The organism is Mesorhizobium sp. M8A.F.Ca.ET.202.01.1.1, assembly GCF_004791595.1.
Taxonomy (GTDB): domain Bacteria; phylum Pseudomonadota; class Alphaproteobacteria; order Rhizobiales; family Rhizobiaceae; genus Mesorhizobium.
Genome location: NZ_SRUN01000003.1, coordinates 299,972 through 324,151, shown reverse-complemented (window position 1 = coordinate 324,151; position 24,180 = coordinate 299,972). Strand labels below are relative to the sequence as shown.

The 24,180-nt window shown below is 64.5% G+C and carries 17 protein-coding genes; 1 reads left to right on the top strand and 16 read right to left on the bottom strand.

Annotation, left to right across the window (positions count from 1 at the left end):
• Positions 1-207 precede the first annotated feature (207 nt).
• The 9 genes from EN845_RS09500 to EN845_RS09460 form a co-directional block, all read right to left on the bottom strand.
• On the bottom strand, positions 208-1,722 hold the full coding sequence (locus EN845_RS09500) for an aldehyde dehydrogenase family protein (RefSeq protein ID WP_127869851.1): 1,515 nt from the start codon (positions 1,720-1,722) through the stop codon (positions 208-210).
• A 200-nt stretch (positions 1,723-1,922) separates the two neighbouring features.
• Entirely contained in the window at positions 1,923-3,197 is a 1,275-nt protein-coding gene (locus tag EN845_RS09495) for an RNA polymerase sigma factor (protein WP_127869852.1), read from the bottom strand.
• Complete coding sequence (locus tag EN845_RS09490; RefSeq protein ID WP_127275602.1) at positions 3,194-3,568, bottom strand: YciI family protein; 375 nt, start codon at positions 3,566-3,568, stop codon at positions 3,194-3,196. The genes EN845_RS09495 and EN845_RS09490 overlap by 4 nt, the downstream gene beginning before the upstream one ends.
• Positions 3,569-3,675: 107 nt before the next feature.
• Positions 3,676-4,767, bottom strand: a complete 1,092-nt coding sequence (locus EN845_RS09485) for a DNA topoisomerase IB (RefSeq protein ID WP_127869853.1) — start codon at positions 4,765-4,767, stop codon at positions 3,676-3,678.
• 111 nt (positions 4,768-4,878) lie between these two features.
• Positions 4,879-5,817 (bottom strand): glycosyltransferase family A protein, encoded by a 939-nt coding sequence (locus tag EN845_RS09480; protein WP_127869854.1) that lies wholly within the window; start codon positions 5,815-5,817, stop codon positions 4,879-4,881.
• Between the two features lie 245 nt (positions 5,818-6,062).
• The gene (locus tag EN845_RS09475; RefSeq protein ID WP_127275605.1) at positions 6,063-6,947 is read right to left on the bottom strand and encodes a transglutaminase family protein; all 885 of its coding nucleotides are present in this window, start codon (positions 6,945-6,947) and stop codon (positions 6,063-6,065) included.
• A gap of 12 nt (positions 6,948-6,959) precedes the next feature.
• Positions 6,960-9,371, bottom strand: a complete 2,412-nt coding sequence (locus tag EN845_RS09470; RefSeq protein ID WP_127869855.1) for a circularly permuted type 2 ATP-grasp protein — start codon at positions 9,369-9,371, stop codon at positions 6,960-6,962.
• Between the two features lie 6 nt (positions 9,372-9,377).
• The gene (locus EN845_RS09465) at positions 9,378-12,737 is read right to left on the bottom strand and encodes a transglutaminase family protein (protein WP_127869856.1); all 3,360 of its coding nucleotides are present in this window, start codon (positions 12,735-12,737) and stop codon (positions 9,378-9,380) included.
• A 114-nt stretch (positions 12,738-12,851) separates the two neighbouring features.
• Positions 12,852-14,048, bottom strand: coding sequence for an acyl-CoA dehydrogenase (locus tag EN845_RS09460; RefSeq protein ID WP_127279617.1), 1,197 nt, complete (start codon positions 14,046-14,048; stop codon positions 12,852-12,854).
• 102 nt (positions 14,049-14,150) lie between these two features.
• On the opposite strand from EN845_RS09460, the gene EN845_RS09455 reads away from it, so the two are divergent.
• Positions 14,151-15,062, top strand: coding sequence for a LysR family transcriptional regulator (locus EN845_RS09455; RefSeq protein ID WP_127869857.1), 912 nt, complete (start codon positions 14,151-14,153; stop codon positions 15,060-15,062).
• Here EN845_RS09455 and EN845_RS09450 read toward each other — a convergent pair whose 3' ends face one another.
• The 7 genes from EN845_RS09450 to EN845_RS09415 all read right to left on the bottom strand — a co-directional run bounded on the left by EN845_RS09450 (position 15,063) and on the right by EN845_RS09415 (position 24,062).
• Positions 15,063-17,387, bottom strand: coding sequence for a Tex family protein (locus tag EN845_RS09450; RefSeq protein ID WP_127280465.1), 2,325 nt, complete (start codon positions 17,385-17,387; stop codon positions 15,063-15,065).
• A gap of 331 nt (positions 17,388-17,718) precedes the next feature.
• Positions 17,719-18,900: a serine hydrolase gene (locus tag EN845_RS09440; RefSeq protein ID WP_127869858.1), complete on the bottom strand. Its 1,182-nt coding sequence runs from the start codon at positions 18,898-18,900 to the stop codon at positions 17,719-17,721.
• A gap of 33 nt (positions 18,901-18,933) precedes the next feature.
• Positions 18,934-20,130 carry a serine hydrolase gene (locus tag EN845_RS09435; RefSeq protein WP_127869859.1) on the bottom strand — a complete coding sequence of 399 codons (1,197 nt, stop codon included), beginning with the start codon at positions 20,128-20,130 and terminating at the stop codon, positions 18,934-18,936.
• Positions 20,131-20,196: 66 nt separating this feature from the next.
• On the bottom strand, positions 20,197-21,231 hold the full coding sequence (locus EN845_RS09430) for an extracellular solute-binding protein (RefSeq protein ID WP_127869860.1): 1,035 nt from the start codon (positions 21,229-21,231) through the stop codon (positions 20,197-20,199).
• 23 nt (positions 21,232-21,254) lie between these two features.
• A complete protein-coding gene (locus EN845_RS09425; protein ID WP_127275698.1) occupies positions 21,255-22,055 on the bottom strand; it encodes an ABC transporter permease in 801 nt (266 codons plus the stop codon).
• On the bottom strand, positions 22,048-22,968 hold the full coding sequence (locus EN845_RS09420; RefSeq protein ID WP_127869861.1) for an ABC transporter permease: 921 nt from the start codon (positions 22,966-22,968) through the stop codon (positions 22,048-22,050). Before EN845_RS09420 ends, EN845_RS09425 begins: the two co-directional genes overlap by 8 nt.
• Positions 22,968-24,062 (bottom strand): ABC transporter ATP-binding protein, encoded by a 1,095-nt coding sequence (locus EN845_RS09415; RefSeq protein WP_127869862.1) that lies wholly within the window; start codon positions 24,060-24,062, stop codon positions 22,968-22,970. Before EN845_RS09415 ends, EN845_RS09420 begins: the two co-directional genes overlap by 1 nt.
• Between the last annotated feature and the right edge of the window lie 118 nt (positions 24,063-24,180).

Sequence of the window (24,180 nt, the reverse complement as noted above, 5' to 3'; positions counted from 1 at the left end):
GGATTGACCGGTTCCGCGTTTGCGTGGCTGCGCGACGCCGACGACCTCGGCAGCGTCGGCAGGCTCTGCCAGCGCCCAGTTACGAAAAAGCCGACGCTGGACAAGTGTCGGAAGCTGTCCAGCGTTACAGCCGCGTGTACACCCTCCACCTGTGTCGATTGATGCTCGCGCAGCTGATCGACACTGACGGGGCAACCCCTGGCGTTCTCAATCGATGTCGAACGAGACGCCTTGGGCGAGCGGCAGCGCCTTGGAATAGTTCACCGTGTTGGTGGCGCGGCGCATATAGGCCTTCCACGCATCGGAGCCGCTCTCGCGGCCGCCCCCGGTTTCCTTTTCACCACCGAACGCGCCGCCGATTTCGGCCCCGGAGGTGCCGATGTTGACGTTGGCGATGCCGCAATCCGAGCCGTCCACACCGAGGAAACGCTCGGATTCCTGCAGGTCACGGGTGAAGATCGACGACGACAGGCCGGCGCCGACAGCATTGTGCTCGTCGAGCACGGCATCGAAGTCGGAATACTTCATCACATAGAGGATCGGCGCGAAGGTCTCTTCCGTCACCGGTGCAACCTGTTTCGGCATTTCGACCAGCGCCGGATGGACATAATAGGCATCGGAATGGCCGTTCTCGACACGCGTCCCGCCGGTCACCTTGCCGCCATGGGCGGTCGCTTCGCTCAGGGCCTTCTGCATGGCATCGAACGCGGCCTTGTCGATCAACGGCCCAACCAGCGAGGAGGTCTCCAGCGGATTGCCGACCGAAACGCTCTGATAGGCCTTCTTCAGGCGCGGCACCAAGGCATCGTAGACGCTGTCATGGACGAACAGGCGGCGCAGCGTCGTGCAGCGCTGGCCGGCCGTGCCCATGGCGCCGAAGGCGATGGCGCGCAGCGCCATGTCGAGATCGGCCGTCGGGCAGACGATGCCGGCATTGTTGCCGCCCAGTTCCAGCACTGCGCGTGCAAAACGCTTGGCCAGGCGAGGACCGACATCCCGGCCCATGCGGGTCGAGCCGGTGGCCGAAACCAGCGGCACCTTGGGATGATCGACCAGGATCTCGCCGACCGCGCGGTCGCCGATCAGCACCGGCGCCAGGCCTTGCGGTGCGTCGGGGCCGAAACGCTTGACGGCACGCTTGAAGATCGCTTCGCAGGCAAGCGCCGTCAGCGGCGTCTTCTCGGAAGGTTTCCATACCACGGCATCGCCGCAGACCAGGGCAAGTGCCGCGTTCCACGACCACACCGCGACCGGGAAGTTGAAAGCCGAGATGACACCGACGACGCCCAGCGGATGCCAGGTTTCCATCATACGGTGGCCGGGACGCTCGGTGGCGATGGTCAGCCCGTACAATTGACGGGACAGACCGACGGCGAAATCGCAGATGTCGATCATTTCCTGCACTTCGCCGAGCCCTTCGGAGGGGATCTTGCCGACCTCGATCGACACCAGCCGGCCAAGCTCAGCCTTGTGCGCCCGCAGTTCCTCGCCCAGCAGCCGCACCAGTTCGCCGCGCTTGGGACCTGGCACCAGCCGCCAGGACTGGAATGCCTTGTGCGCTCCGTCGATGGTCTTTGCCGCATCGGCCGGCGAGATCGTCTTCAGCGCCGCGATCTGCTCACCCGTCACCGGGCTGCGCACGATCAGGTCGCCGCCGTCAAGCGCCTCCTTGGCCACGCCCAGTTTCGCCAGAAGCTCGGCCGTTTCCTTCGCTATCGTCATTTTTGTTCCTTTCAGATCCCGCCGCTCATATGGCTGGGGTCAACGCCTTGCGCCATGCCTTCCCGGCGCCGTCGCGGCTGGAAGGGGCTGTCATGGCGTGCCATTACCTGTTTCAGGGGAAAATCGCCACCCCGGCATGGTCCAAGCCCAAGCCCCACGATTGAGCCAGACGATCCTTGGGATGAACGGGCAGAGTGTGCTCAGTTTGCCTTTTTCGTCGGCGCGCGCACGGCGCCGTCCTTGATCAGGCGGTCGATATGCATGCGGATATGGGCTGCTTCCGCCGCCGTGTTGGCCAGCGCGATGGCGCGGTCGAAGGCAATGCGTGCCTCCTCGCCCCGGTCGAGCTGCATCAGAAGCCCGCCCTTGAGGCCGAAGAAATGGAAATAGCCGGAAAGCCTCGGCTCGAGCGGCTCGATCATCGCCAGCGCCGCTTCCGGTCCACGCACCTTGGCGACCGCGACCGCACGGTTGAGTGTGATGACCGGCGACGGCTGCATCTGTTCGAGCAGGCCGTAGAGCAGGTCGATCTCCACCCAGTCCGTGTCCTCGGCTTTCGCCGCCCGCGCATGGAGTGCGGCGATCGCCGCTTGCACCTGATAAGGACCGGGCTTGCGGTGGCGCAGGGCCTTGTCGACCAGCGCCAGCCCTTCCTCGATCATCTTGCGGCTCCACAGGCGCCGATCCTGGTCCTCGAGCAGCACGATCTCGCCGTCGCCGTCGAAACGGGCCGGTGCGCGCGCGTGCTGCAGGAGAAGCAATGCCGTCAGCCCCATGATCTCCGGCTCGGTCTGGAATAGCCTCAGCAGCAGCCGGGCCAGCCGGATCGCCTCCTCGCACAGCGGCGCGCGGGCCGGCGCTTCGCCGCTGTTGGTCGAGTATCCCTCGTTGAAGATCAGGTAGACCATCGCCGCGACCGCAGCGAGCCGTTCGGAGCGCTCGACCGCGCCTGGCGTCTCGAACGGTACGCCGGCATCGGCAATGCGCGCCTTGGCGCGGGTGATGCGCTGTTCCATGGCGCTCTCGCCGACCAGGAAGGCACGCGCGATCTGCTTGACGGTGAGGCCGGAGACGATGCGCAGCGCGACCGCGATCTGCTGCGTCGCGGGCAAATCAGGGTGACAGCAGATGAACAGCAGCCGCAATATGTCGTCGCGGTAATGCGCGCCATCAAGCCGCTCGGCGATGTCGCTCTCGGCATCTTCCAGATCGGAGATCTGGTCTTCCTCCGGCATCGGCGCCTGCTTGGCGCGCTTGCGCACCGCGTCGATGCCGCTGTTGCGGCCGACAAAGATCAGCCACGCCGCTGGATCGCGCGGCGGCCCATTCTGCGGCCAGTTCTTGAGCGCCCTGAGGCAGGCATCCTGGAAAGCTTCCTCCGCGGTATCGAGGTCGCGGAAATAGCGCAGCAGCGCGCCCATCGCCTGCGGACGGGCGGCACTGATGGCCGAGCTTATCCAGGCAAGTTCGGTCATACGGCAACCCCGGTGGGATTGAAGACGGACACCGGCCTGATCTCATACGAGCCGCCGCTCGGGTTGACCTCGGAGAGCTCGCGGGCGAATTCCACGGCCTCGTCGAGATCGGCGCATTCGAGCGTGTAGAAGCCAAGGAATTGTTCCTTGGTCTCGGCGAACGGCCCGTCGATGACAACGGATTCGCCCTTGACCTTCCGCAGCGTCGTCGCCGCTGTCGTCGGCAAAAGCCGCGCCACCGGGCCGAGCCGGCCGGCCTTGGCATATTTGTCCTGGACGTTGAGGAGATTGGCCATCACTTCGTCGTCCTGCGCCTTGCTCCAGGAGCTGACGACGTCTTCGGAAGCATAGCACAGGATGGCGTAGAGCATGATCGGTCCTTTCTGTATCAAAGGACGAAACAGTAGGACCGATCCCGACACGGCGTCGATAAAAAAATCCGGCAGCTGCGGATTCGGTGTTCGTCAGTCGCGCCGGGTTAGCTTTCGTGTGTTTCCAGCCATCTCAGCACAAGCGCCTCCTCCTCATCGAGACCCTCTATGGACCGCTTGCGCTTGTTGGCTTCCGCCATTTCGGCAAGCAGCCGTCCCTGCGACCAGGCCTCGAAAACCTGCGGATGGATATAGCATTTGCGGCTGACCGCACGCGTGTTGCCCAGCCGCTCGGCCACCTTGTCGATGACGCTGTTCATCACCCGCTTTTGCTGCGCCTGGCTTTCGGGCAGTTGCGTCTGCGCAAACAGTGACGCGGCGTGGATGGTGCCGCCCCACGTGCGGAAATGCTTCGAACTGAACGCGTCGCCGACCGCTTCGCGTATATAGTGGTTGACGTCGTCGGAGCGCACAGGGCGCCTGTTGCCGTCCTCGTCGAGATATTGGAACAGCTTCTGCCCCGGCAGGTCCTGCGCGCCCCGAACGATCCCGGCGATGCGGCGGTCGACCAGCTTCAATCTCCATTCCTTGCCGGACTTGCCCTTGAAGGCGAAGCGCAGGCTCGATCCCTTGATGTCGACATGCCGGTCCCGCAATGTCGTCAGGCCGAAGCTCTTGTTGTCGCGTGCATAGGCGGCATTGCCGACGCGGATCATCGTATTGTCGAGCAGCCAGACCACCGCGGCGACGACCCGTTCGAGCGGCAGGCCGCGACGGCGCAGGTCGCTGTCGATCCTGCGCCGAAGGTCCGGCAGGCTTTGGGCGAAAGCGACGAGGCTCGAATATTTGGCGCCGTCGCGCTCCTCGGCCCATTGCGGATGATAGCGATACTGCTTGCGCCCCCGCTGATCCCTCCCGGTCGCCTGGATATGCCCGTTCGGATCGGGCGAAATCCAGACATCGGTCCAGGCCGGCGGAATGACGATCGCCGCGATGCGCGCCCTGGCGGCGTCGGACACCGCTTTCCCCTTCGGTCCTCTGTAAGTAAATCCCTTGCCAGCCTTCAGCCGGCGGATACCGGGCTCGGCATCGCTGACATAGGTCAGCGCGGCATGCTCGGCTGAGCTTTGCGCCCCGTTCCGCGGCGATGCATCTGTCTCCGCCGACGGGCTGAGCGACAGTCCTGATCTCTGCAGCATGTAAGCTCCACGCAAATACGCGTAGATAAGCTGCTGGTTGACTGCTGGTTCCACACGCCGTCTGCAAAGCAGGCGATCCTGCTGGCGTCGGCGCCTGGCGCGGCGCGAGGCCTACAACGCGCCCTGCATCTGGGTCAGCGGAAAGGACAGCCGGCGCCGCACCTTGAGCTTGAGCGTGTAGCGCAGGCAGCGCCAGGCTTCCGAGCGCCGTTTCGGTGCGGCCGCGGCCACCGCCAGGAAGCGCGACGCGGTCTCCAGGTCGCCCCTCGCATAGTGGACGCGGGCGATCTTGAGCGCGACAAGGCCCTCTCTGGCTTTCAGTGCCGAAATCGGGATGCCGCAATCGGTGAGCATCCGCAACTCCCGGCGCCAATCCAGGAAGCGGCGCGCCGGGTTGACCGTGAAGCGATCATCGGAGCGCTCCGCTGAAACTTCGTAAATCATGACGGGACGCTGAACCATGGCCAGCGACGCCTTGCTCATCAGTCGCGCCCAGAACAGCGTGTCCTCATCGAAGGCGAGCCCGACTGGGAACCGGGTCTCGCCGATGAGACGCCGGGAAGCCAGCACGCTGCCCACCGCCACCGAGCGTATATCCCCCTTCACATAGGCGGAGGCATTGGTGAGGCAGGCCGCGGTATATCCGTTTGGCACCTTGATCTGCCGGTCCTCGCCGTTCACCCTGCGCCGGAAGGCGCCGACGATCATGTCGGCCTTGGGCTGGCTTTCCGCTTGCGACAGCAAGGAGCGCAAGCCACCCTGAAGATGCAGGTCGTCGGCATCGATCAGGTAGACCCATGGATGGATCGCCTCATCGAGCGCCAGGTTGCGGGCGCCGCCGGCGTCGCGGCAATTGGCCGGCAGTACACGGAGCGGCAGGGAGGATCGCGCGGCCGCCTGCCGCGCAGCATCGGCCGTGCCATCGGTCGATTGATCGTCGACCAGCAGAATCTCGCCGATAAACCCGGCCTCTCCGCCAAGCGACGCCAGCGTTTTGGCAATCGTTGCCGCCGCATTGTGCGCGGGTATGACGACGCTGACAGTTTTCAATGACAAACCCGCACCTGTACGCAGCCGCTTAAGACTATTCTCCCTCGGAACGAATACAGACTAAAGCAATTCCAGGTAAAGTGCGAAACGGTTTTTCCGTTCGGAATTGCGCCAAATCAAGGGGTTAGAGCGGCTCGCCGTTTCCGTGAAACGGTGAACTGCTCCAATGGCCTCATCGATGTTTGAGAAGTCTACTCCATCTATCGCGGGCACTCGCGGCGCCGGGCAAGTCGGCGCGCCCGTTTTCACGCCTTTTCGAGCACCACCGGGATGACGTCCACGGCCTGCTCCCCGACCTGGCCGCCGGTCGTCTTCAGCACACCGACGATGGGCGCCACATCCGAATAGTCGCGCCCGTAACCGACAGTGATATGGTCGTTGGAAGCCCGCATGCCGTTGGTCGGGTCGAACTCCTGCCAGCCGGCATCACGCCCGCACCAGACCTTGACCCAGGCATGCATGGCATCCGCACCTTCCAGCCGGGGCTTGCCCTTGGGCGGAATGGTGCGCAGGAAGCCGCTGACATAGCCGGCCGGAATGCCGAGACCGCGCAGCCCGGCGATCATGATGTGGGAGAAATCCTGGCAGACCCCGCGCTTCAGCCGGAAGGCATCGCTGGCCCGGGTCCGCACCGTGGTCGCTTCGCCATCATAGGTGAAATCGCGATGGATGCGGTTACACAGGTCCGTCGCCGTCCCAGCGGCCGAGTTTCCGACGCTGTCTTGCGCGAATGCGGTGATCGCCGCATCGATACCCGCATGGCTGCTGGCGGCCAGGAAATGGTGCGGCGAGGCGGGCGCCAGCGACCGCACGGCGGCCAGTTCCCGCCTGAGCCGGCCGATATCGGGCGACACGTCGAGCCCGGGCTCGGGCCGCGACACCGCCACGCGCGCGCTCATCCTTATGTCGAGCGCTTCATGCGCGTCGCGAAACGCGATCGAAGTGACGTTGTTGCCGAAAAAATCGGTGAAGTCGGATCGTTCATTGGGCGCCGGCTCGAAGGAGAGCGAAGCGGCGATGACCCGTTGCACGCCGCTGATGGTCGGCGGCAGCACCCGCACCTGATGCCGGCCGCCGCCGGCAGCGGCGGCGTAGTCGTAATGAAGCAGAAGCCGGATGTCGTACAGCATGGCCATTGCTTTCTAGCCGAAATAGGCTCTGGCGAGGCTGTTGTAGAGGCCGCCGATTTCGCTGGCGAGTTCGTTCAGCGCCTTCGTCGTCATGTCAGCCGGTTCCTTGATGGCGATGGCCGTGTTGAGCTGCAGGATCTCCTTGGCCGCTGCCGACATATGCCCCTCGCCGCCTGTCGTCGGCAACAGCCCGATCTCGGCCTTCAGCCTTTCCAACTGGAACAGGATGGAGCGTGGATTGAGCGGATCGAGCGCCAGGAGATCGATCACCGTGCGCCGGCCGGCCTGCACCGGATATTGCCGGCGATGGGTCATGACGCTGTCGCCGATCTCCAGCATCATATCCAGCGCGCCATCCGGCGCCTTGCTGCCGGTCAGTCGGGCCAGCGTGCCGGCGATCTGGATGCCGCGCTCCAGCCGCCGGCCGATCTCGAGGAAGCGCCAGCCCGCGAACCGGTACATGTTCTCATGCAAAAGGCCTGAGAATCCGGCAAGCTTGCGCAGGATGACGGTCATGGCCCGCGTCGCGTCGTCGCCGGGCGCCACGGTGGTAGCGAACTGATGGATGGTCTTCGACAAATCCTTGAGCGCCAGCCAGCCATCCGGCGAGAAACGATCGCGGATCTGGCCGGCGCTGTAGACGGCGCTGTCGAGCGTACCGATCAATCCTGACGGGATCGCCGTCTCGACATCGATGCCGAACGGTTCGAGATAGTCCCTGATGTCGGCCAACAGCGGCATATCGGGATCGGATGTTTCGGCGAGCCGCACATGATAGGCGCGCAGGATGCGCACGGTGTCTTCCGAACGTTCGATGTAGCGGCCGAGCCAGGTCAGGTTTTCCGCCGCGCGGCTGGGCAGGCTGCCCGGCTTGGTGCGGTTGAAGCTGTCACCCTCTTGCGGCAGCAGCGTCTCGCGCTCGACCGGTTTGTCACTGACCACCCAGACATCGGCCGCCTGGCCGCCGCGCTGCATGGCGATCGCCGTCGGGTCGAGCGACAGGCCGACACGGGCGAAACCGCCCGGCATAACCGTCCAGCCCTCGGGCGTGCGCGCCAGATAGACGCGCAGGCTCGCCGGCCGGGGCTCCAGCCAGCCGCCGACATAGACGGGCGTCGTCGAAAGCGTCACCGCTTCCTGGCCAACGAAGGCCTCGCCATCGCGTTCGATGCGCGCCACCAGCTCCGCCCGTTCCCCGACCGACAGCGCCGAGCCGAGCTTTGTCTGTCCGTCATCCTCAAAGGCAAGTCTTGTCGACAGCGCCGGGCCGACCACCATGCGATCGATATTGGCGAGCACATGGGCGCGCTCCGTCTCCTGCCCGCACCACCATGTCGCCACACTGGGCAAAAGCAGCTCCTCGCCCCACAATTCGCGCGCGATCTTGGGCAGGAAGGCAAGCAGCGCACGCGTCTCCATCAGGCCAGAGCCAAGCGCATTGACGGTGGACACCGTGCCTTGCCGGATCGCTTCGACCAGGCCCGGCGTGCCGATCTGCGAATCCGGGCGCAGTTCGAGCGGATCGGCGAAGGCGGCGTCGAGCCGCCGCCACAGCACGCTGATCGGCATCAGGCCGGACACGGTGCGCACCATCAGCCTGCCGCCGGAAACGGTCAGATCCTCGCCTTCGAGCAGCATGATGCCGAGGTAGCGGGCGATATAGGCGTGTTCGTAGTAGGTTTCGTTGAGGGGGCCCGGCGTCAGGATGGCGACGCGGCCGTCGCTCTCCTTTGCCATGCCGATCAGCGCATCGCGGAAGCGACGGAAGAAGCCGGCGAGCCGGTGCACATGCATCTCGCCATAGATGTCGGACAAGGCGCGCGTGGTGGCGACGCGGTTCTCCAGCGCGAAACCGGCGCCTGAAGGCGCCTGGGTGCGGTCGCCCAGCACCCACCAGCGGCCGTCAGGGCCCCGGCCGAGTTCGAAGGCGCAGAAGTGCAGGAAATGCCCCCCCGCCGGCGTGGTGCCAACCACGGGTCGCAAATATTCGGGGCTCGCCGCGATCAGCCCTGCCGGCAGGATGCCTTTGTCGATCAGCCGGTTCTGCCCATGGATATCGGCGACAATTTCCTCGAACAGGTCGGCGCGCTGCACCAGGCCGGCGCTGATCGCCTGCCACTCGCTGTCCTCGATGAGCACGGGAATATGCGCCAGCGGCCATTCGCGCTCGTTGGCGCCCGCCTTGTCATAGACGCGGTAGTAAACACCGGCATCACGCAGATACTGGTCGGCGCGGGCGAAGCGCTGACCGAGCTTTTCGGCCCCGAGTTCGTCCAGCGCCTCGACAAAATGCTTCCAGACCGGACGGGGATTGCCCGAAGCGTCAACCATCTCGTCGACGACGCCATCGATCGGCTGGTAGTGCTCCAGCAGGCTGTGGGCCTGCGGCTTGCCGCGTACCCTTTTGTGATTCCCCTTTGCCATGTCAGATCACAGTCTTGGTGGACGCCTGAGGTCAAGGGTCATCGGGAAATCTTCCGCCGGCTGTTCCTCGCGCAACACATAGCCGGACGGCGTATGGCCGCGTGGTTCGAAGCGGGCGAGCCGCCGTGCCTCCGCCTCGTTGCCGTTGACCGGAAACGTGTCGTAGTTGCGCCCACCGGGATGCGCGACATGGTAGACGCAGCCGCCTACCGCCCTGCCGGACCAGCGATCATAGATGTCGAACACCAGCGGCGTGTTGACCGGCAGCGCGGGATGCAGCCCCGAGGCCGGCTGCCAGGCCTTGAAGCGCACGCCCGCCACCGCGACCTCCCTGTCGTCGGTAACCCTCATCGGCACGATGCGGCCGTTGCAGACGATCGCGTGGCGCTCCGGATTGAGACCTTCGGTCTTGACCTGCAGCCGTTCGACCGAGGAATCGACGAAACGCACCGTGCCGCCGATCGCGCCCTGCTCGCCCATCACATGCCACGGCTCCAGCGCCTGCCTAAGCTCCAGCTTGATGCCGGCATGCTGGACTTCGCCGCAGAAGGGAAAGCGGAATTCGAGCTGGGCGTCGAACCATTCGGGCCGAAACTCGAAGCCGTTGAGCTTGAGGTCGTCGAGCACCTCGAGAAAATCCGCCCAGACATAGTGCGGCAGCATGAAGCGGTCATGCAGCGAGGTGCCCCAGCGCACGAAGCGCCCGTCGAGCGGGTTCTTCCAGGCGCGTGCGATGATTGCCCTGACCAGCAACTGCTGCGCCAGAGACATGCGCGCATTGGGTGGCATCTCGAATCCACGGAATTCGACAAGGCCAAGCCGGCCAGTTGGGCCATCGGGGGAAAACAGCTTGTCGATACAGATTTCCGAGCGGTGCGTATTGCCGGTGACGTCGGTCAACAGATTGCGGAACAGGCGGTCGACCAGCCATGGCAGAGGTGGATTACCCTGGTCGGGATGCGGCACCTGCGCCATCGCGATCTCGAGTTCATAGAGCGAATCGTGCCGCGCCTCGTCGAAGCGCGGCGCCTGGCTGGTCGGGCCGATGAACAGGCCGGAGAACAGATAGGACAGCGAGGGACGCCGCTGCCATTGCAGCACCAGGCTTTTCAGCAGATCGGGCCGGCGCAGGAACGGGCTGTCGTTGGGCGTGGCACCGCCGACCACGACATGGTTGCCGCCGCCGGTACCGGTGTGGCGGCCGTCGATCATGAACTTGTCGGCGCCCAGCCGCGTCTGCCGCGCCTCCTCGTAGATCGCCGTCGTGGTCGCCACGCAATCCTGCCAGTTCGAGGCGGGATGGATGTTGACCTCGATGACGCCGGGATCGGGTGCCACGCGGATGACGTTGAGGCGCGGATCGTGCGGCGGGCCGTAGCCCTCGATATGCACGGGAAGGCCTATCGCCTTTGCAGCGTTCTCGGCAGCGGCCACGAGTTCGAGATAGTCTTCCAGCGCCTCGACCGGCGGCATGAAAACGCACAGCCTTCCGTCACGCGGTTCGACCGAAAGTGCCGTGCGCACCGCCCCGCCGATTTCGGTGATCTCCTGCTCGACGCGGTCCTGCTGGCCACTGACAGCGGTGAAGGATACCGCCTGCTGGCGGCGGGCCATTTCGTCGGCGCCTTCCAGTTCGGCCGGAGCGGCCGTCGGCAAGATCGCTTCCCGCACGGGGAGCGGCCCACGCGGCAGCGACGGATCGACAGGCACGATGTAGGGAAATTGCGCCGGCGGCACATAGGGCAGCGTTCCCAACGGCAGACGATAGCCGACCGGCGAATCGCCGGGCACCAGGAACAACCGGCCGCGCCGCGTCGTCCATTTTTCCGACCGCCAGCGCTGGCCGGACGCCTGGCTGTTCCAGCGCTGAACCGGCAGCACATAGCCGGACGGCTTGGTCAGCCCGCGCTCGAACACCTTCGCCATGCGGCTGCGCTCTTCCGGGTCTTCCAGCTTGGAGTTGGACGGGTCGACATTGTCGGGCAGCTTGCCTTCCTTGAGCAGCCATTCGGCTGGGTCCTCATAGGCTTCGCTGACCATGGAGGTGTCGATGCCGAGCTCGCCGGCGATCGCCGTCAGCAGGCTTTCGGCCTGTTTCGGCCCGATATCGGCCGAGCTTTTCTCCCGCGCGATCAGCGACGGGTCGCTCCATACCGGCTCGCCGTCGGCGCGCCAGTAGAGCGAAAACGTCCAGCGCGGCAGGCTTTCACCGGGATACCATTTGCCCTGGCCGTAGTGCAGAAAGCCTCCCGGTGCGAAGCGCTCGCGCAGCCGGCGGATCAGCGCGTCGGCCTTTTCGCGCTTGGTCGGCCCGACGGCGGCCGTGTTCCACTCGGCGGATTCGAAATCGTCGATCGACACGAAGGTCGGCTCGCCGCCCATCGTCAGCCGCACATCCCCGGCCGCGAGCGCGGCATCGACCTTGTTGCCGAGCGCGTCCAGCGCCTGCCAGCTTTCATCCGAGAACGGCTTGGTGATGCGCGGATGTTCGGCGATGCGATCGACCCGCATGTCGAAGCCGAACTCGACATTGGCAAAGCTCGCCATGCCCGAAATCGGTGCCGCATTGCGGAAATGCGGTGTCGCGGCCAGCGGCACATGGCTCTCGCCGGTGAGCAGGCCGGAGGTCGGGTCGAAGCCGATCCAGCCGGCGCCGGGAAGATAGACCTCGCACCAGGCATGCAGGTCGGTGAAATCGACCGATGTACCTGCCGGCCCATCCAGCGCGACAAGGTCGGGCTTGAGTTGGATCAGGTAGCCCGAGACGAAGCGCGCGGCGATGCCGAGATTGCGCAGGATCTGCACCAGCAGCCAGCTTGAATCGCGGCACGAACCCTTGCCCGCGGCCAGCGTTTCCTCCGGTGAGAAGACGCCGGTCTCCATGCGCACGATATAGGCGATCTCGCGCTGCAGCCTTGCATTGAGGTCGACGAGGAAATTGACCGTGTTGGGCGCGCTGCGGTCGACGGATTCCAGGAAAGCCGAGAGAAGCGGCCCCGCCGGCTCCGGTGTCCGGTAGATGGCCAGATCCTCCCTGATTTCCTCGGGATAATCGAACGGGAACGCCTCCGCCGACGGTTCGACGAAGAAGTCGAACGGATTGTAGACGGTCATGTCGGCGACGAGGTCGACCTCGATCTTCAGCTCCGTCACCGGCTCGGGAAAGACGAACCGGGCGAGGAAATTGCCGTAGGGATCCTGTTGCAGATTGACGAAATGGTTCGCCGGTTCGACCTTCAGCGAATGGCTCAACACCTTGGTGCGGGAATGCGGTGCAGGCTGAAGCCTGATGATTTGAGGGCCGAGCACCACCGGCCGGTCATATTTGTAGTGGGTCAGGTGGTAGACGGCTGCCAGAATTGCCATGGGGCCCCGGGATCGGCGTTTAGCTGGCCGAACCCTGCCACATCTGGCCGCCATTCTCCAAGCGGATGTTGCGGCGCACCTAAACTAAAGAACCCGTTGCCGGCTTAAAGTCGCTCAAAAGAACGCCTGTATCCCCGTCTGCGCCCGTCCAAGGATCAGCGCATGCACGTCATGCGTGCCCTCATAGGTGTTGACGGTCTCGAGGTTCTGCGCGTGGCGCATGACGTGGTAGCCGATCTGGATGCCGTTGCCGCCATGCATGTCGCGGGCCTGGCGGGCGATATCGAGCGCCTTGCCGCAATTGTTGCGCTTGACGATCGAGATCATCTCCGGCGCCATCTTGCCCTCGTCGAGCAGCCGCCCGACGCGCAAGGATGCCTGCAGCCCAAGCGCGATCTCGGTTTGCATGTCGGCGAGCTTCTTCTGGTAAAGCTGGGTGCCGGCCAGCGGCTTGCCGAACTGCTTGCGGTCCAGGCCATACTGGCGAGCGCGATGCCAGCAATCTTCCGCCGCTCCCATCGAGCCCCAGGAAATGCCGAAGCGGGCCCGGTTGAGGCAACCGAACGGTCCGCCGAGGCCCTTGGCATTGGGCAGCAGCGCGTCCTCGCCGACCTCGACGCCTTCCATCACCACTTCGCCGGTGATCGAAGCGCGCAGCGAGAGCTTGCCGCCGATCTTGGGGGCCGAAAGCCCCTTCATGCCCTTTTCCAGCACGAAACCGCGGATCTCGTCCTTGCCGTTCTCGCCCTTCACCTTCGCCCAGACGACGAACACGTCGGCGACCGGCGCATTGGAAATCCACATCTTGGAGCCGGTCAGCTTGTAACCGTTGGCGGTCTTTTCGGCGCGGGTCTTCATGCCGCCGGGGTCGGAGCCGGCATCCGGCTCGGTCAGGCCAAAACAGCCGATCCATTCGCCACTGGCGAGCTTCGGCAGGTACTTCTTGCGCTGTTCATCCGAGCCATAGGCGTAAATTGGATACATCACCAGCGACGACTGCACCGACATCATCGAGCGGTAGCCGGAATCGACACGTTCGACTTCCCGCGCCACCAGCCCATAGGTGACATAGTTTGCGCCGAGGCCACCGAACTCCTCCGGGATGTTGATGCCGAGCAGGCCGGCCTCGCCCATCTCGCGGAAGATCGCCGTGTCGAAAGTCTCGTTGAGATACGCTTCCTCGATGCGCGGCGCGAGCTTGTCGGCGGCAAAGGCGGCAGCGCCGTCGCGCACCATACGCTCATCTTCCGAAAGCTGGCCCTCGATCAGGAACGGGTCTTCCCAGACGAATGCATTCTTGTCAGCGGCCATGGCTTTTCGATCCTTCGAAGGGTGAAGCCCGGCTTATCGGCCTGTGCCTTGAAAAAATCAAACGAAATTGCTTCACCGATCAATGAGCGTTAGGAATGGATCATGAGTGTCCAGCGTCGCCTTTTGCCCAACATCAGTGCCCTCGCCGCCTTCGAGGCGGTGGCCCGGCTCGGCTCCTTCACCGCCGCTGCCCAGGAGCTGGATTTGACCCAGGGTGCGGTCAGCCGGCAGATCAGGCTGTTGGAAGATCAGTTCGGCCGCCGATTGTTCGAGCGCGACAGCCGCAACGTCCGCCTGTCCACGGCAGGCGAAATCTATGCCGAGACGGTGCGTTCGGCCCTTGGCCAATTGCGCGACGCGGCGCTCGGATTGATGAGCAATCAGCATAGCGGCATCCTGAACCTCGCCATTCTGCCGACCTTCGGCACGCGCTGGCTGATGCCGATGATCCCCGATTTCGTCGAAAGCAATCCCGACATAACCATCAACTTCGTCACCCGTGTCGGCCGCTTCGACTTCGCCCGGGAGAGGCTGGATGCGGCCATCCACTTCGGCCTGCCGGACTGGCCGGAAGCCGACTCGACGCTTCTGGTGCGCGAAACGGTGGCGCCGGTGGTGTCGCCCGAATTCCTCGCCGGCCGCGCCATCGCCACGCCGGCCGACATCGGCCGTTTGCCGCTGCTGCACATGACGACGCGCCCAGGCGCCTGGACGGAATGGTTCGAGCATCAGGCTCTGAGCGCTCCGACCGGACCCGGAATGCAGTTCGAACAGTTCGGCACCGCCGCCCAGGCCTGCATGGCGGGGCTCGGCGTGGCGCTGTTGCCGCTGCTCCTCATCGAGGGTGAATTACAGCGCGGCCAGCTTGTGCCAGCGCCCGGCCAGCCGATGCAAAGCCGCAGCGCCTATTACCTCGTCGTTCCCCACGACAAGCGCGGCTATCCACCGGTTGCCAGTTTTCGAGACTGGCTGCTGGGCCGGCTCGAGAAGGAGCCGGCTGTTCTGGCGTGGTAGCTACTTCCGCTTCAGCGCGTCCGCCAGCGCCGCCCCAAACGCACCTTGCTCTGCCGGCCGCTCCGGCTGGCGCTGCGGCGCCGGCGAGCGTGGCGCCGGCCTGCCGCCGCCATTGTCGCGCGGTCCGCCCTTCGATGCGCCGCCCTCGCCGCCATCCCTGCGCATGGACAGCGCGATGCGCTTGCGCTTGATGTCGACATCGACGACGCGCACCTTGACCACGTCGCCGGCCTTGACCACCTCATGCGCGTCCTTGATGAAACGGTCGGCAAGCTGCGAGACATGCACCAGCCCGTCCTGGTGGACGCCGATATCGACGAAGGCGCCAAACGCCGCCACGTTGGTCACCGTCCCTTCCAGCAGCATGCCGGGCTTCAGGTCCTTGATGTCGTCGATGCCGTCGGCGAAGGTCGCGGTCTTGAAGCCGGGGCGCGGGTCGCGGCCGGGCTTCTCCAACTCCGCCAGAATATCGCGCACCGTCGGCAGGCCGAAACGCTCGTCGACGAAGACACGGGGATCGAGCGCCTTGAGCGCCGCGCTGTCGCCCATCAGCGAACGCACGTCGCGCCCACAGGCCGCCACGATCTTCTTGGCCACGCCATAAGCTTCCGGATGCACCGACGAGGCATCGAGCGGCTCGCTGCCATTGGCAATGCGCAGGAAGCCGGCGGACTGTTCAAAGGCGCGCGGTCCAAGCCGCGCCACCTTGAGCAGTTCCTTGCGGCTGGCGAATGGTCCGGTCGCATCGCGATGTGCGACAATGGCGTCGGCGAGCGACGCGCCGAGGCCCGAGACGCGCGCCAGCAACGGCGCCGAGGCGGTGTTGAGATCAACGCCGACCGCGTTGACGGCGTCCTCCACGACAGCTTCCAGTGAGCGGCCGAGCCGGTACTGGTCGACATCGTGCTGATACTGGCCGACACCGATGGATTTCGGCTCGATCTTGACCAGCTCGGCCAGCGGGTCCTGCAGGCGCCGAGCGATCGACACCGCGCCGCGCAGCGACACGTCGAGGCCGGGAAACTCGGCCGCCGCCGCCGCCGAGGCCGAATAGACCGAGGCACCCGCCTCGCTGACGATCACCTTGAGCGGCTTCGGACCTGCCCCCGCGGGCATGTCGGACAGCATGTCGGCCACCAGCTTTTCCGTTTCTCTGCTGCCGGTGCCGTTGCCGATCGAGATCAGTTCCACCTTGTGCTGGCGGATCAGCGCGGCAAGCTCGGCCTGCGTGCCACGCACATCGTTCCTCGGCGGGAACGGATAGACCGTTGTCGTCGCCACCAGCTTGCCGGTGCCATCCACCACCGCCACCTTGACGCCGGTGCGGATGCCGGGATCGAGCCCCATCGTCGGCCGCGAGCCGGCGGGTGCCGCCAGCAGCAGATCCTTCAGGTTGCGGGCAAAGACGTGGATCGCCTCTTCCTCGGCCCGTTCGCGCAGGTCGCGCATCAGATCGAGCGTCAGGTGCAGCGACAGTTTTATCCGCCAGGTCCAGCCGGCGACCTCCATCAGCCAGCGGTCGCCCGGCAGGCTGCCGCCGATGGCATAGGCGTTGGCGATCATCCGCTCGACCGGCTTCACCGGCGAGGTGTCATCCGCGTCGACCTCGATGTCCAGCGACAGCACTTCCTCGTTGCGGCCGCGCAGCATGGCCAGCGCGCGGTGGCTTGGCGCCGTGGACCATCGCTCGACATGGTCGAAATAGTCCGAGAATTTCGCGCCGGCTTCCTGCTTGCCATCGACCACCCTGGCGCGCAGGAAGGCGCGCTCCTTCATGTAGGTCCGCAGCTTGCCGACCAGATCGGCATTTTCCGCGAACTGCTCCGACAGGATGTCGCGCGCGCCCTCGAGCGCCGCCTTGGCGTCGGCCACCTCCTCGGTCACATACGCCAGCGCCACCTCAGCGGGCACCAGCGAGCGGTCTGCGAGGATTGCCTCCGCCAAAGCCCCCAGGCCTCGCTCGCGGGCGATCTCGGCCTTGGTGCGGCGCTTCGGCTTGTAGGGGAGATAGATGTCTTCCAGCTCCGCCTTGGTGACCGCCGCCGCGATCTTGGTTTCAAGCTCTTCGGTCAGCTTGCCCTGTTCGCGGATCGAGCCAAGGATGGTGGCGCGGCGCGCATCGAGCTCGCGCAGATAGGCGAGCCGCTCGGCAAGGTCGCGCAGCTGCGTGTCGTCCAGCCCGCCGGTCACTTCCTTGCGGTAGCGCGCCACGAACGGCACCGTCGCACCCTCATCGAGCAGTCCGATCGCTGCGGCCGCCTGTTCGGGCCGCGCCTTGATTTCGGCCGCGATGATGGCTGCGATGCGCTTGATGTCGGATGCCATGTTATTCCCACTCTTTTCGAAAAGAGCGGCGACCATAGGCGCCGACGTTCACATCGCCAACTGCTGAGCGCTTCGCCGGTGCGCGAGGTCCACAGGAAAGCATGTCTGCTATCGAACGTCAGCGTTGCCCCTCACCTGCCTGCCGGCATCCTCTCCCCGTATAGTGACGGGGAGAGGGGCTGTCTCACTGGCTTCGCCAATCACCAACGTCGCAAGAAGTGAGCCGACATTGCTGCCAGCTCCTTCTCCCCGTCCCTATACGGGGAGAAGTGCCCGGCAGGGCGATGAGGGGCGGCGCTACCGTTTGATAAACCGGCTCACCACCCCCAACTCAAATCATCCGGCTCAGCGCCTCGAAGAACGCGACGATCTCGACATCCAGAGGATCGTCGACCGGCTCCGGCTGCGACGACATCTTGGCGATCACCACTTCGGTCCTGGGATCGACGTAAAGCCACTGGCCATGGATGCCGATGCCGCAATAGGCGCCATTTTCGAAGCCGGTCTGATACCATTTGTTGCGATAGCGGCCCTTCGGGAACAACGGCAGCATCGCACCGCGCTGCCAGGCTTCCGAGCTGCCGCCGGTGACCGTGGTGTCGCGCACCCAGGCTTCGGGCACGATGCGGCGGCCGTTGGCCGTGCCGCCCTGCCGCATCATCTCGCCGATGCGCGCCAGGTCACGCGGCGTCACCGAAATGCCGCCGGCGGTGCGTGCCGTGCCTTCCATGTCGACGCCGATCGAGGCTTCGCTGACGGCGCCGAGCGGCAGCCACAGTTTCTCTCGCATCAGATCGGGGAAGCGCTGTCCCGACGCCCGCTCCAACAGCAGGCCGAGCAGGTCGGAATTGGGCGAGCGGTAGCGGAAGGTCTGGCCATGCGGCTCGGCAAGCCGCTGCAAGGTCAGGATGAATTCGCGCAGGCTTTCGGTGCCGCCGCCGGGATTCCACAGCGTCGCGCGGCGATAGCGGGCGAAGGCGCTTTCCGGATCGAGATAGGCCTCCTCGAAATCGAGGCTGACGCTCATGTCGAGCACATGCCGCGCGCTCGCATCGCCATAGGCCGAACCGACGGCTTCGGGGATATAGTGCGTCACCGGCGCCTTGGGGTCGAACACCCCCTCGCCTTCCAGTATGCCGGCGATGATGGCGGTCACCGATTTGCTGATCGAGAAGATGATGTGGCGGGCGCCGAAATCCATATACGGGGCGAACCAGTCGCCTATGACCTTGCCGCCTTTCATCACCGTCAGCGCGTCGGTGCTGGAGCGCAAGAGAAACTCGGCCACCGTCTCTGGCGCACCGGCAACCGAAACCTTTTCGCCGAGCAAGCCGGCCAAGTCCCGCACAGGAGCTTCAACGACGCCCGGTGACGCAGCCACGCGTGCCGTCGGCACCAGTTCGCCGAGATTCTGGAATGACCAGCGGTTGAACGGGTTCTCGCGCCAGTTGCCGAGCAGCACCTCGTTGCGGCGGAAGCCGTAGCGGGTCTCGAACGCGGTCTTGCCGGTCATGGCGTTTCCTCCCAGTCTTTTCTTTCTTGAGGTTCAGGCGAGCGCCGCGGCGATGGCGTGCACGGCCTTCAGCGTTGCCACGGAATAGGCCATGTTGCTGAAATCCGGGTAGGTCGACAGCTTCACCACCACCATTCCGGTGTTCCAGTCGATGTGGATCAACTGCCCGAACACACCCCGGCACATCAGTGCCCGCGACCTGGAATTCTCGATCCAGAACTGGTTGCGGTAGCTGCCATCGGGCAGGCTGACGGAGAAATCCGGACCATGCGTGCCAGTGCGCGTCGCCTCGATCCAGTCGGCCGGCACGATGCCGCCGCCATTGTCGAGGATCAACTGGCCAAAGCGGGCGTAGTCGCGCAGCGTCGCGTTGAAGCCGCCATCGGCCAGCGCATAGCCGGCGCTGTCGACGGTGAAGCAGGCGCTTTCGTCGGCGCCGAGCTTTTGCCAGAGTTCCTCGGAAACCAGCTGCGCCAGCCGCTTGCCGGTCACCCGTTCCATGATGAAGGCGAGCACATCCGTCTCGATCGAGCGGTATTCGAACTGAGCGCCGTGCGGGCGCACCGTCTCTTTCAAGCCCAGGATCAGCTCGAACATGTGTGAGGGCCAGCGGAAATCCGGATCGCTGCCCGGTGGCACCGGCTTCCAGCCGGTGGCGACATCGACCTGACCGATGTCGGAATAGCGGTCGGTATATTCCTCGGAGAACCGCACGCCGGTGGTCATGTCCAGCACATGCTGGACGCTGGCGCCGGCCCAGCCGGTGGCGCCAAGCTCCGGCAAATAATCGGTGACCGGCCTGGCCGGATCGATCAGGCCGCGTCCGGCCAGTATGCCGAACACCGAGCCGGTGACGGACTTGGCCATCGATTGCGACAGATGCAGCGTGCGTTCGTCCATGCCGTTGAAATAACGCTCATAGGCGACCTTGCCGTGCTTGAGCACCAGGAACCCGTCCGTATAGGTCTCGTCGAGCAAGCCGGCGAGCGTCGAAGGCCTGCCCCCGCTGTCCTCGACCGCCAGTCCGTCGAGATCGACCTCGGCGCGTTCGAGACGACGGCGGTGGCCAGTGCCGCGCCAGACTTCGGCGGTCGGCAGAATTTCCCTGATGTGCTGGAAAGCCCAGCGGTTCCAGGGCGGCCTGTCCCAGTCGAGCTTCGGCGGCACCATTGCGGGCGGCGAGCCCTGCATGATCGGCGGCCGCGGATCGCTGTTGCGGTAGGAGTCCATGAAAGGCCATTCCCGGAAAAGAAAAGGCCCGGCGGCATATGCCGCCGGGCCCCCTGGGGTCTGTGACTACTTCTGCAGTTCGGTCCAGATCTTGGTGTAGAGCTCCTGCGTCTCTGGCGCGCACATCTGCTGCAGTTCACCAAGCGGCTTGGCGTCTGCCGGGATGACGACTTCCGGAGCGTCCTTCATGTCGGCCGGCATATACTTGTCCGAACCGGTGATGGCATTGGCGTAACGGTGGAAGGCCGACAGGCCCGCCGCGTTTTCCGGATCCATGATGAAGTTCTGGAACAGCTTGGCGTTCTCGACGTTCTTGGCTTCCTTCAGGACGACGACGTTGTCGCTCCACAGGCCGTAGCCTTCCTTCGGATAGTTGAAGTGGATGGCCGGATTGGCCAGGCGCTGGCGCAGCGCCGAGCCGTTCCAGTCGCTGGTTGCCTTGAAGTCGCCGGCGCCCATCTTCTCGATGGTGTTGTATTCCATGGCGATCCAGTTCGGCTTGGCCGCCACCAGGAGATCACGCACCTTCTTCAGCACCGCCTTGTCGTTGGTGCACTGCTGGCCGCCGACATACTTGATCGCGGCGAACATCACGTCGCCCATCTCCGGCACGACGTTGGTCTTGCCCTTCAGTTCGTCAGGCGTGTTGAAGATGATGCCCCAGGTGTTGGCCGGGCCCTTGTAGGCATCGGTATTAACGACGACGCCGATCGTGCCCCAGGCCCACGGAACAGTGTATTTACGGCCGGGGTCGAAGTCGGGATTGGCCCATTCGGGCGCGATGTTCTTGGCGTTCTCCATCTGGCCCGGGTCGGTCTCCTGGACGAGGCCTTCCTTGATCCAGATCGGCACGTAGGTCTGCGAGGGCACCGCTATGTCGAAGCCGGTGCCGCCCTGGCGGACCTTGGCCAGCGCCGTATCGTTGGAATCGTAGTCGGTGATCGTGACCTTGACGTTGTATTTGGCTTCGAACTTCTTGATCACGTCCGGGCTGGTGTAGTTGCCCCAATTGTAGATGTTGAGCACGCCATCGGCGCGGGCGAGGCCCGTCGAAGCGAGCAGCGCCAACCCCATGGCGGTCGCTGTGGTTTTCCAGTTCATCGTTCTAACTCCCATTATCGGTTTCAGTCTCGTTTCCTGCTGACGAAGAAAAACAACGTGACGATCGCGACCGAAAGCAGCAGGAAGGCGGTCGATATCGCGTTGATCTCGGGTGTGATGCCGCGGCGGATCTGGCCGAGCATGTAGGTGGGCAGCGTGTCCTGGCCGCCCGATTTGACGAATTCGGTGATGACGACGTCATCGAGCGAGATAACGAAGGCCAGCATCAGCCCGGCCAGGATGCCGGGCCACAAAAGCGGCAGCGTGATGCGGCGGAAGGTCTTCCACGGCGTGGCGTAGAGATCTGCCGCGGCGCGTTCCAGCGTCAGGTCCATGTTCTCCAGCCGCGCCCGGATCGGCAGATAGGCAAAGGGGATGCAGAACGCCGTATGCGCGGCGACCAGATAGCCGATGCCGGAATAGCCGGTGAAGATCTTGATGCGCGAGAAGAAGATCAACAGCGCCACGCCGGTGACGATCTCGGGCACCATCAGCGGCTGGTTGATCGCCGCGTATTTGAAGGTGAGACCGGGATAGGACGCCGTGCGCGTGGTGGCGAGCGCGGCCATGGTGGCGAAGATGGTCGACAGCACCGCCGCGATGGCGCCGATCTGGAACGAGCGCAGCGTCGCATCGATGACTTGCGTGTTCTGGTATGCCGACTGGAACCATTTCAGCGAAAAGCCGCCCCACTCCGAGGTCGAGCTTGCCGCATTGAAGGCATAGACCACCAGCACGAAAATCGGCAGGTAGAGCACGATGAAGCATGTCGCCGCGATCGCGGTGAAGCCCGGCTGGTGCTTGATGGAGAAGTTGCTAGCCATGCCGCACCCCTGACTTGCCGGCATTGCGCACATAGGCAAGCAGCGCCGCCATGACGATGATCATCACCGTGATCGACAGGGCCGAGCCGAGCGGCCAGTTGCGGCCCTGTCCGAACTGCAATTCGATCAGGTTGGACAGCATCATGTTCTTGCCGCCGCCGAGGACGCTCGGCGTCACATAGGCGCCGAGCGCCGGAATGAAGACCAGGATCGAGCCGGCGATGACGCCGGGTTTGACCAACGGAAAAATGATCTTGCGCAGCACCTTGAAGCGCGTCGCGTAGAGATCGTAACCCGCCTCGACCAGCCGGAAGTCGAGCTTCTCCATGCTGGCGTAGATCGGCAGCACCATCAGCGGCAGATAGACATAGGCCATGCCGATCAGGATCGCCGTGTCGGTATAGAGGATCTGGATCGGCGCCGAGACGATGCCGAGCTTCAGAAGGATGGTGTTGACGATGCCTTCGTTGCGGATGATCTGCAGCACGGCGAAGGTCCGGATCAACAGGTTCGTCCAGAACGGGATGGTGATCAGGAACAGCCAGAGGTCGCGTGTTTTCTCACTACGCGTGGCCATGAAATAGGCGGTCGGGAAACCGAGCGCCAAGGTGGCGAGCGTCGTCACCACCGCCAGCTTGATCGAGCGCCAGAAGATGGTGACATGCGCCGCCGCGAGCGACAGCGTATCGTCGAAAATATCGCGTTCCAGGAATACCGACGTCCAGGCATCGCCCGAGAACAGCCATTTCACGTCGCCATAAGCGCCGGGCGTCAGGAACGAATAGACCAGCACGATCAGCAGCGGGCCGGTGGCGGCAAACAGGATGACCAGCAGCGCCGGCGCTGACAAAAGCCAGCGGTCACGGACATCGCGCCGTTCCGCTGCCTTGGCGACTTCTTCCGCGGTGGCCATCAGTCCCTCAGCACTTGCGCGGCGTCGTTGCCGACGATGATGCCGACCTTGTCGCCGCGCTCGAAACCGCAGCCCGCGCTGCGCGTGTTCTGCTGGCGCACGGTGAAGGCCTCGCCGCTGTCGAGATGGACATGGATATGCGTGTCGGTGCCGAAATAGACGATGTTCTCGACCGTGCCCGACAGGTCGCCCTTGTCCTTGGTCAGCTTGGCATGCTCGGGCCTCACCACCACGGTGGCGTTGTCCTTCGGCTGAAAGCCTTCGGCAACGGTTGCCTCGATGGTGGTACCGGATTTGAGCGTCGCGCGCGCCTTGCCACTGCCGACGCCCGAGATGGCGGCGGTGAGGAAATTGGTTTCGCCGATGAAGTCGGCCACGAAGCGTTCCGCCGGCTTGTCGTAGATGTCCCAAGGCGAGCCGACCTGCAGGATCTTGCCCGACGACATCACCGCGATGCGGTCCGACATGGTCAACGCTTCTTCCTGGTCGTGGGTGACGAAGATGAAGGTGATGCCGGTCTCGTGCTGCAGCCGCTTCAGCTCGATCTGCATCTCCTTGCGCAGCTTGTAGTCGAGCGCCGAGAGCGGTTCGTCGAGCAACAGCACCTTCGGCTGCGGCGCCAGCGCCCGGGCCAGCGCCACGCGCTGCTGCTGGCCGCCGGAAATTTGGCCGGTGCGACGACCGGCCAGAGCTTCCATCTTGACCAGCTTCAACATCTCCGCGACGCGCGCCTTGATCTCGGCCCTCGGCTTGCCCAGCATTTCAAGGCCAAAGCCGATATTGTCGGCGACCGTCATGTGCGGGAACAGCGCGTAGGACTGGAAGACGGTGTTGACCGGCCGCTTGAAGGGCGGCAATGGCGCGATGTCCTGGCCGTAGAGCAGGATCTCGCCGGCTGTTGGAAAGTCGAAGCCGGCGATCAATCGCAGCAAGGTGGTCTTGCCGCAGCCGGACGGTCCCAGCAGCGTGAAGAACTCGTTTTCGCGGATGGACACCGAGACCTTGTCGAGGGCAGCGACCTGCCCTTCACCCGATCCGAAAATTTTGCTGACGTTTACTACTTCAATCGCATTCCGATCCGGTTTGTCCGGCACGATTACGCCTCACTGTTGACCCCGCTCTTGCTGGCGGAGTTTGTCCCCTGTTGGATGTGACCACATGGCCGGAAGGATGGCAAGCCCGGCATTGAATCACAGTTCAGTCAGTCCTTAG

Bases quoted from the DNA above. Each gene is read 5' to 3' on its own strand.
- EN845_RS09500 (WP_127869851.1), bottom strand. From the start codon at position 1,722: ATGACGATAGCGAAGGAAACGGCCGAGCTTCTGGCGAAACTGGGCGTG.
- EN845_RS09495 (WP_127869852.1), bottom strand. From the start codon at position 3,197: ATGACCGAACTTGCCTGGATAAGCTCGGCCATCAGTGCCGCCCGTCCG.
- EN845_RS09490 (WP_127275602.1), bottom strand. From the start codon at position 3,568: ATGCTCTACGCCATCCTGTGCTATGCTTCCGAAGACGTCGTCAGCTCC.
- EN845_RS09485 (WP_127869853.1), bottom strand. From the start codon at position 4,767: ATGCTGCAGAGATCAGGACTGTCGCTCAGCCCGTCGGCGGAGACAGAT.
- EN845_RS09475 (WP_127275605.1), bottom strand. From the start codon at position 6,947: ATGCTGTACGACATCCGGCTTCTGCTTCATTACGACTACGCCGCCGCT.
- EN845_RS09470 (WP_127869855.1), bottom strand. From the start codon at position 9,371: ATGGCAAAGGGGAATCACAAAAGGGTACGCGGCAAGCCGCAGGCCCAC.
- EN845_RS09465 (WP_127869856.1), bottom strand. From the start codon at position 12,737: ATGGCAATTCTGGCAGCCGTCTACCACCTGACCCACTACAAATATGAC.
- EN845_RS09460 (WP_127279617.1), bottom strand. From the start codon at position 14,048: ATGGCCGCTGACAAGAATGCATTCGTCTGGGAAGACCCGTTCCTGATC.
- EN845_RS09455 (WP_127869857.1), top strand. From the start codon at position 14,151: ATGAGTGTCCAGCGTCGCCTTTTGCCCAACATCAGTGCCCTCGCCGCC.
- EN845_RS09450 (WP_127280465.1), bottom strand. From the start codon at position 17,387: ATGGCATCCGACATCAAGCGCATCGCAGCCATCATCGCGGCCGAAATC.
- EN845_RS09440 (WP_127869858.1), bottom strand. From the start codon at position 18,900: ATGACCGGCAAGACCGCGTTCGAGACCCGCTACGGCTTCCGCCGCAAC.
- EN845_RS09435 (WP_127869859.1), bottom strand. From the start codon at position 20,130: ATGGACTCCTACCGCAACAGCGATCCGCGGCCGCCGATCATGCAGGGC.
- EN845_RS09430 (WP_127869860.1), bottom strand. From the start codon at position 21,231: ATGAACTGGAAAACCACAGCGACCGCCATGGGGTTGGCGCTGCTCGCT.
- EN845_RS09425 (WP_127275698.1), bottom strand. From the start codon at position 22,055: ATGGCTAGCAACTTCTCCATCAAGCACCAGCCGGGCTTCACCGCGATC.
- EN845_RS09420 (WP_127869861.1), bottom strand. From the start codon at position 22,968: ATGGCCACCGCGGAAGAAGTCGCCAAGGCAGCGGAACGGCGCGATGTC.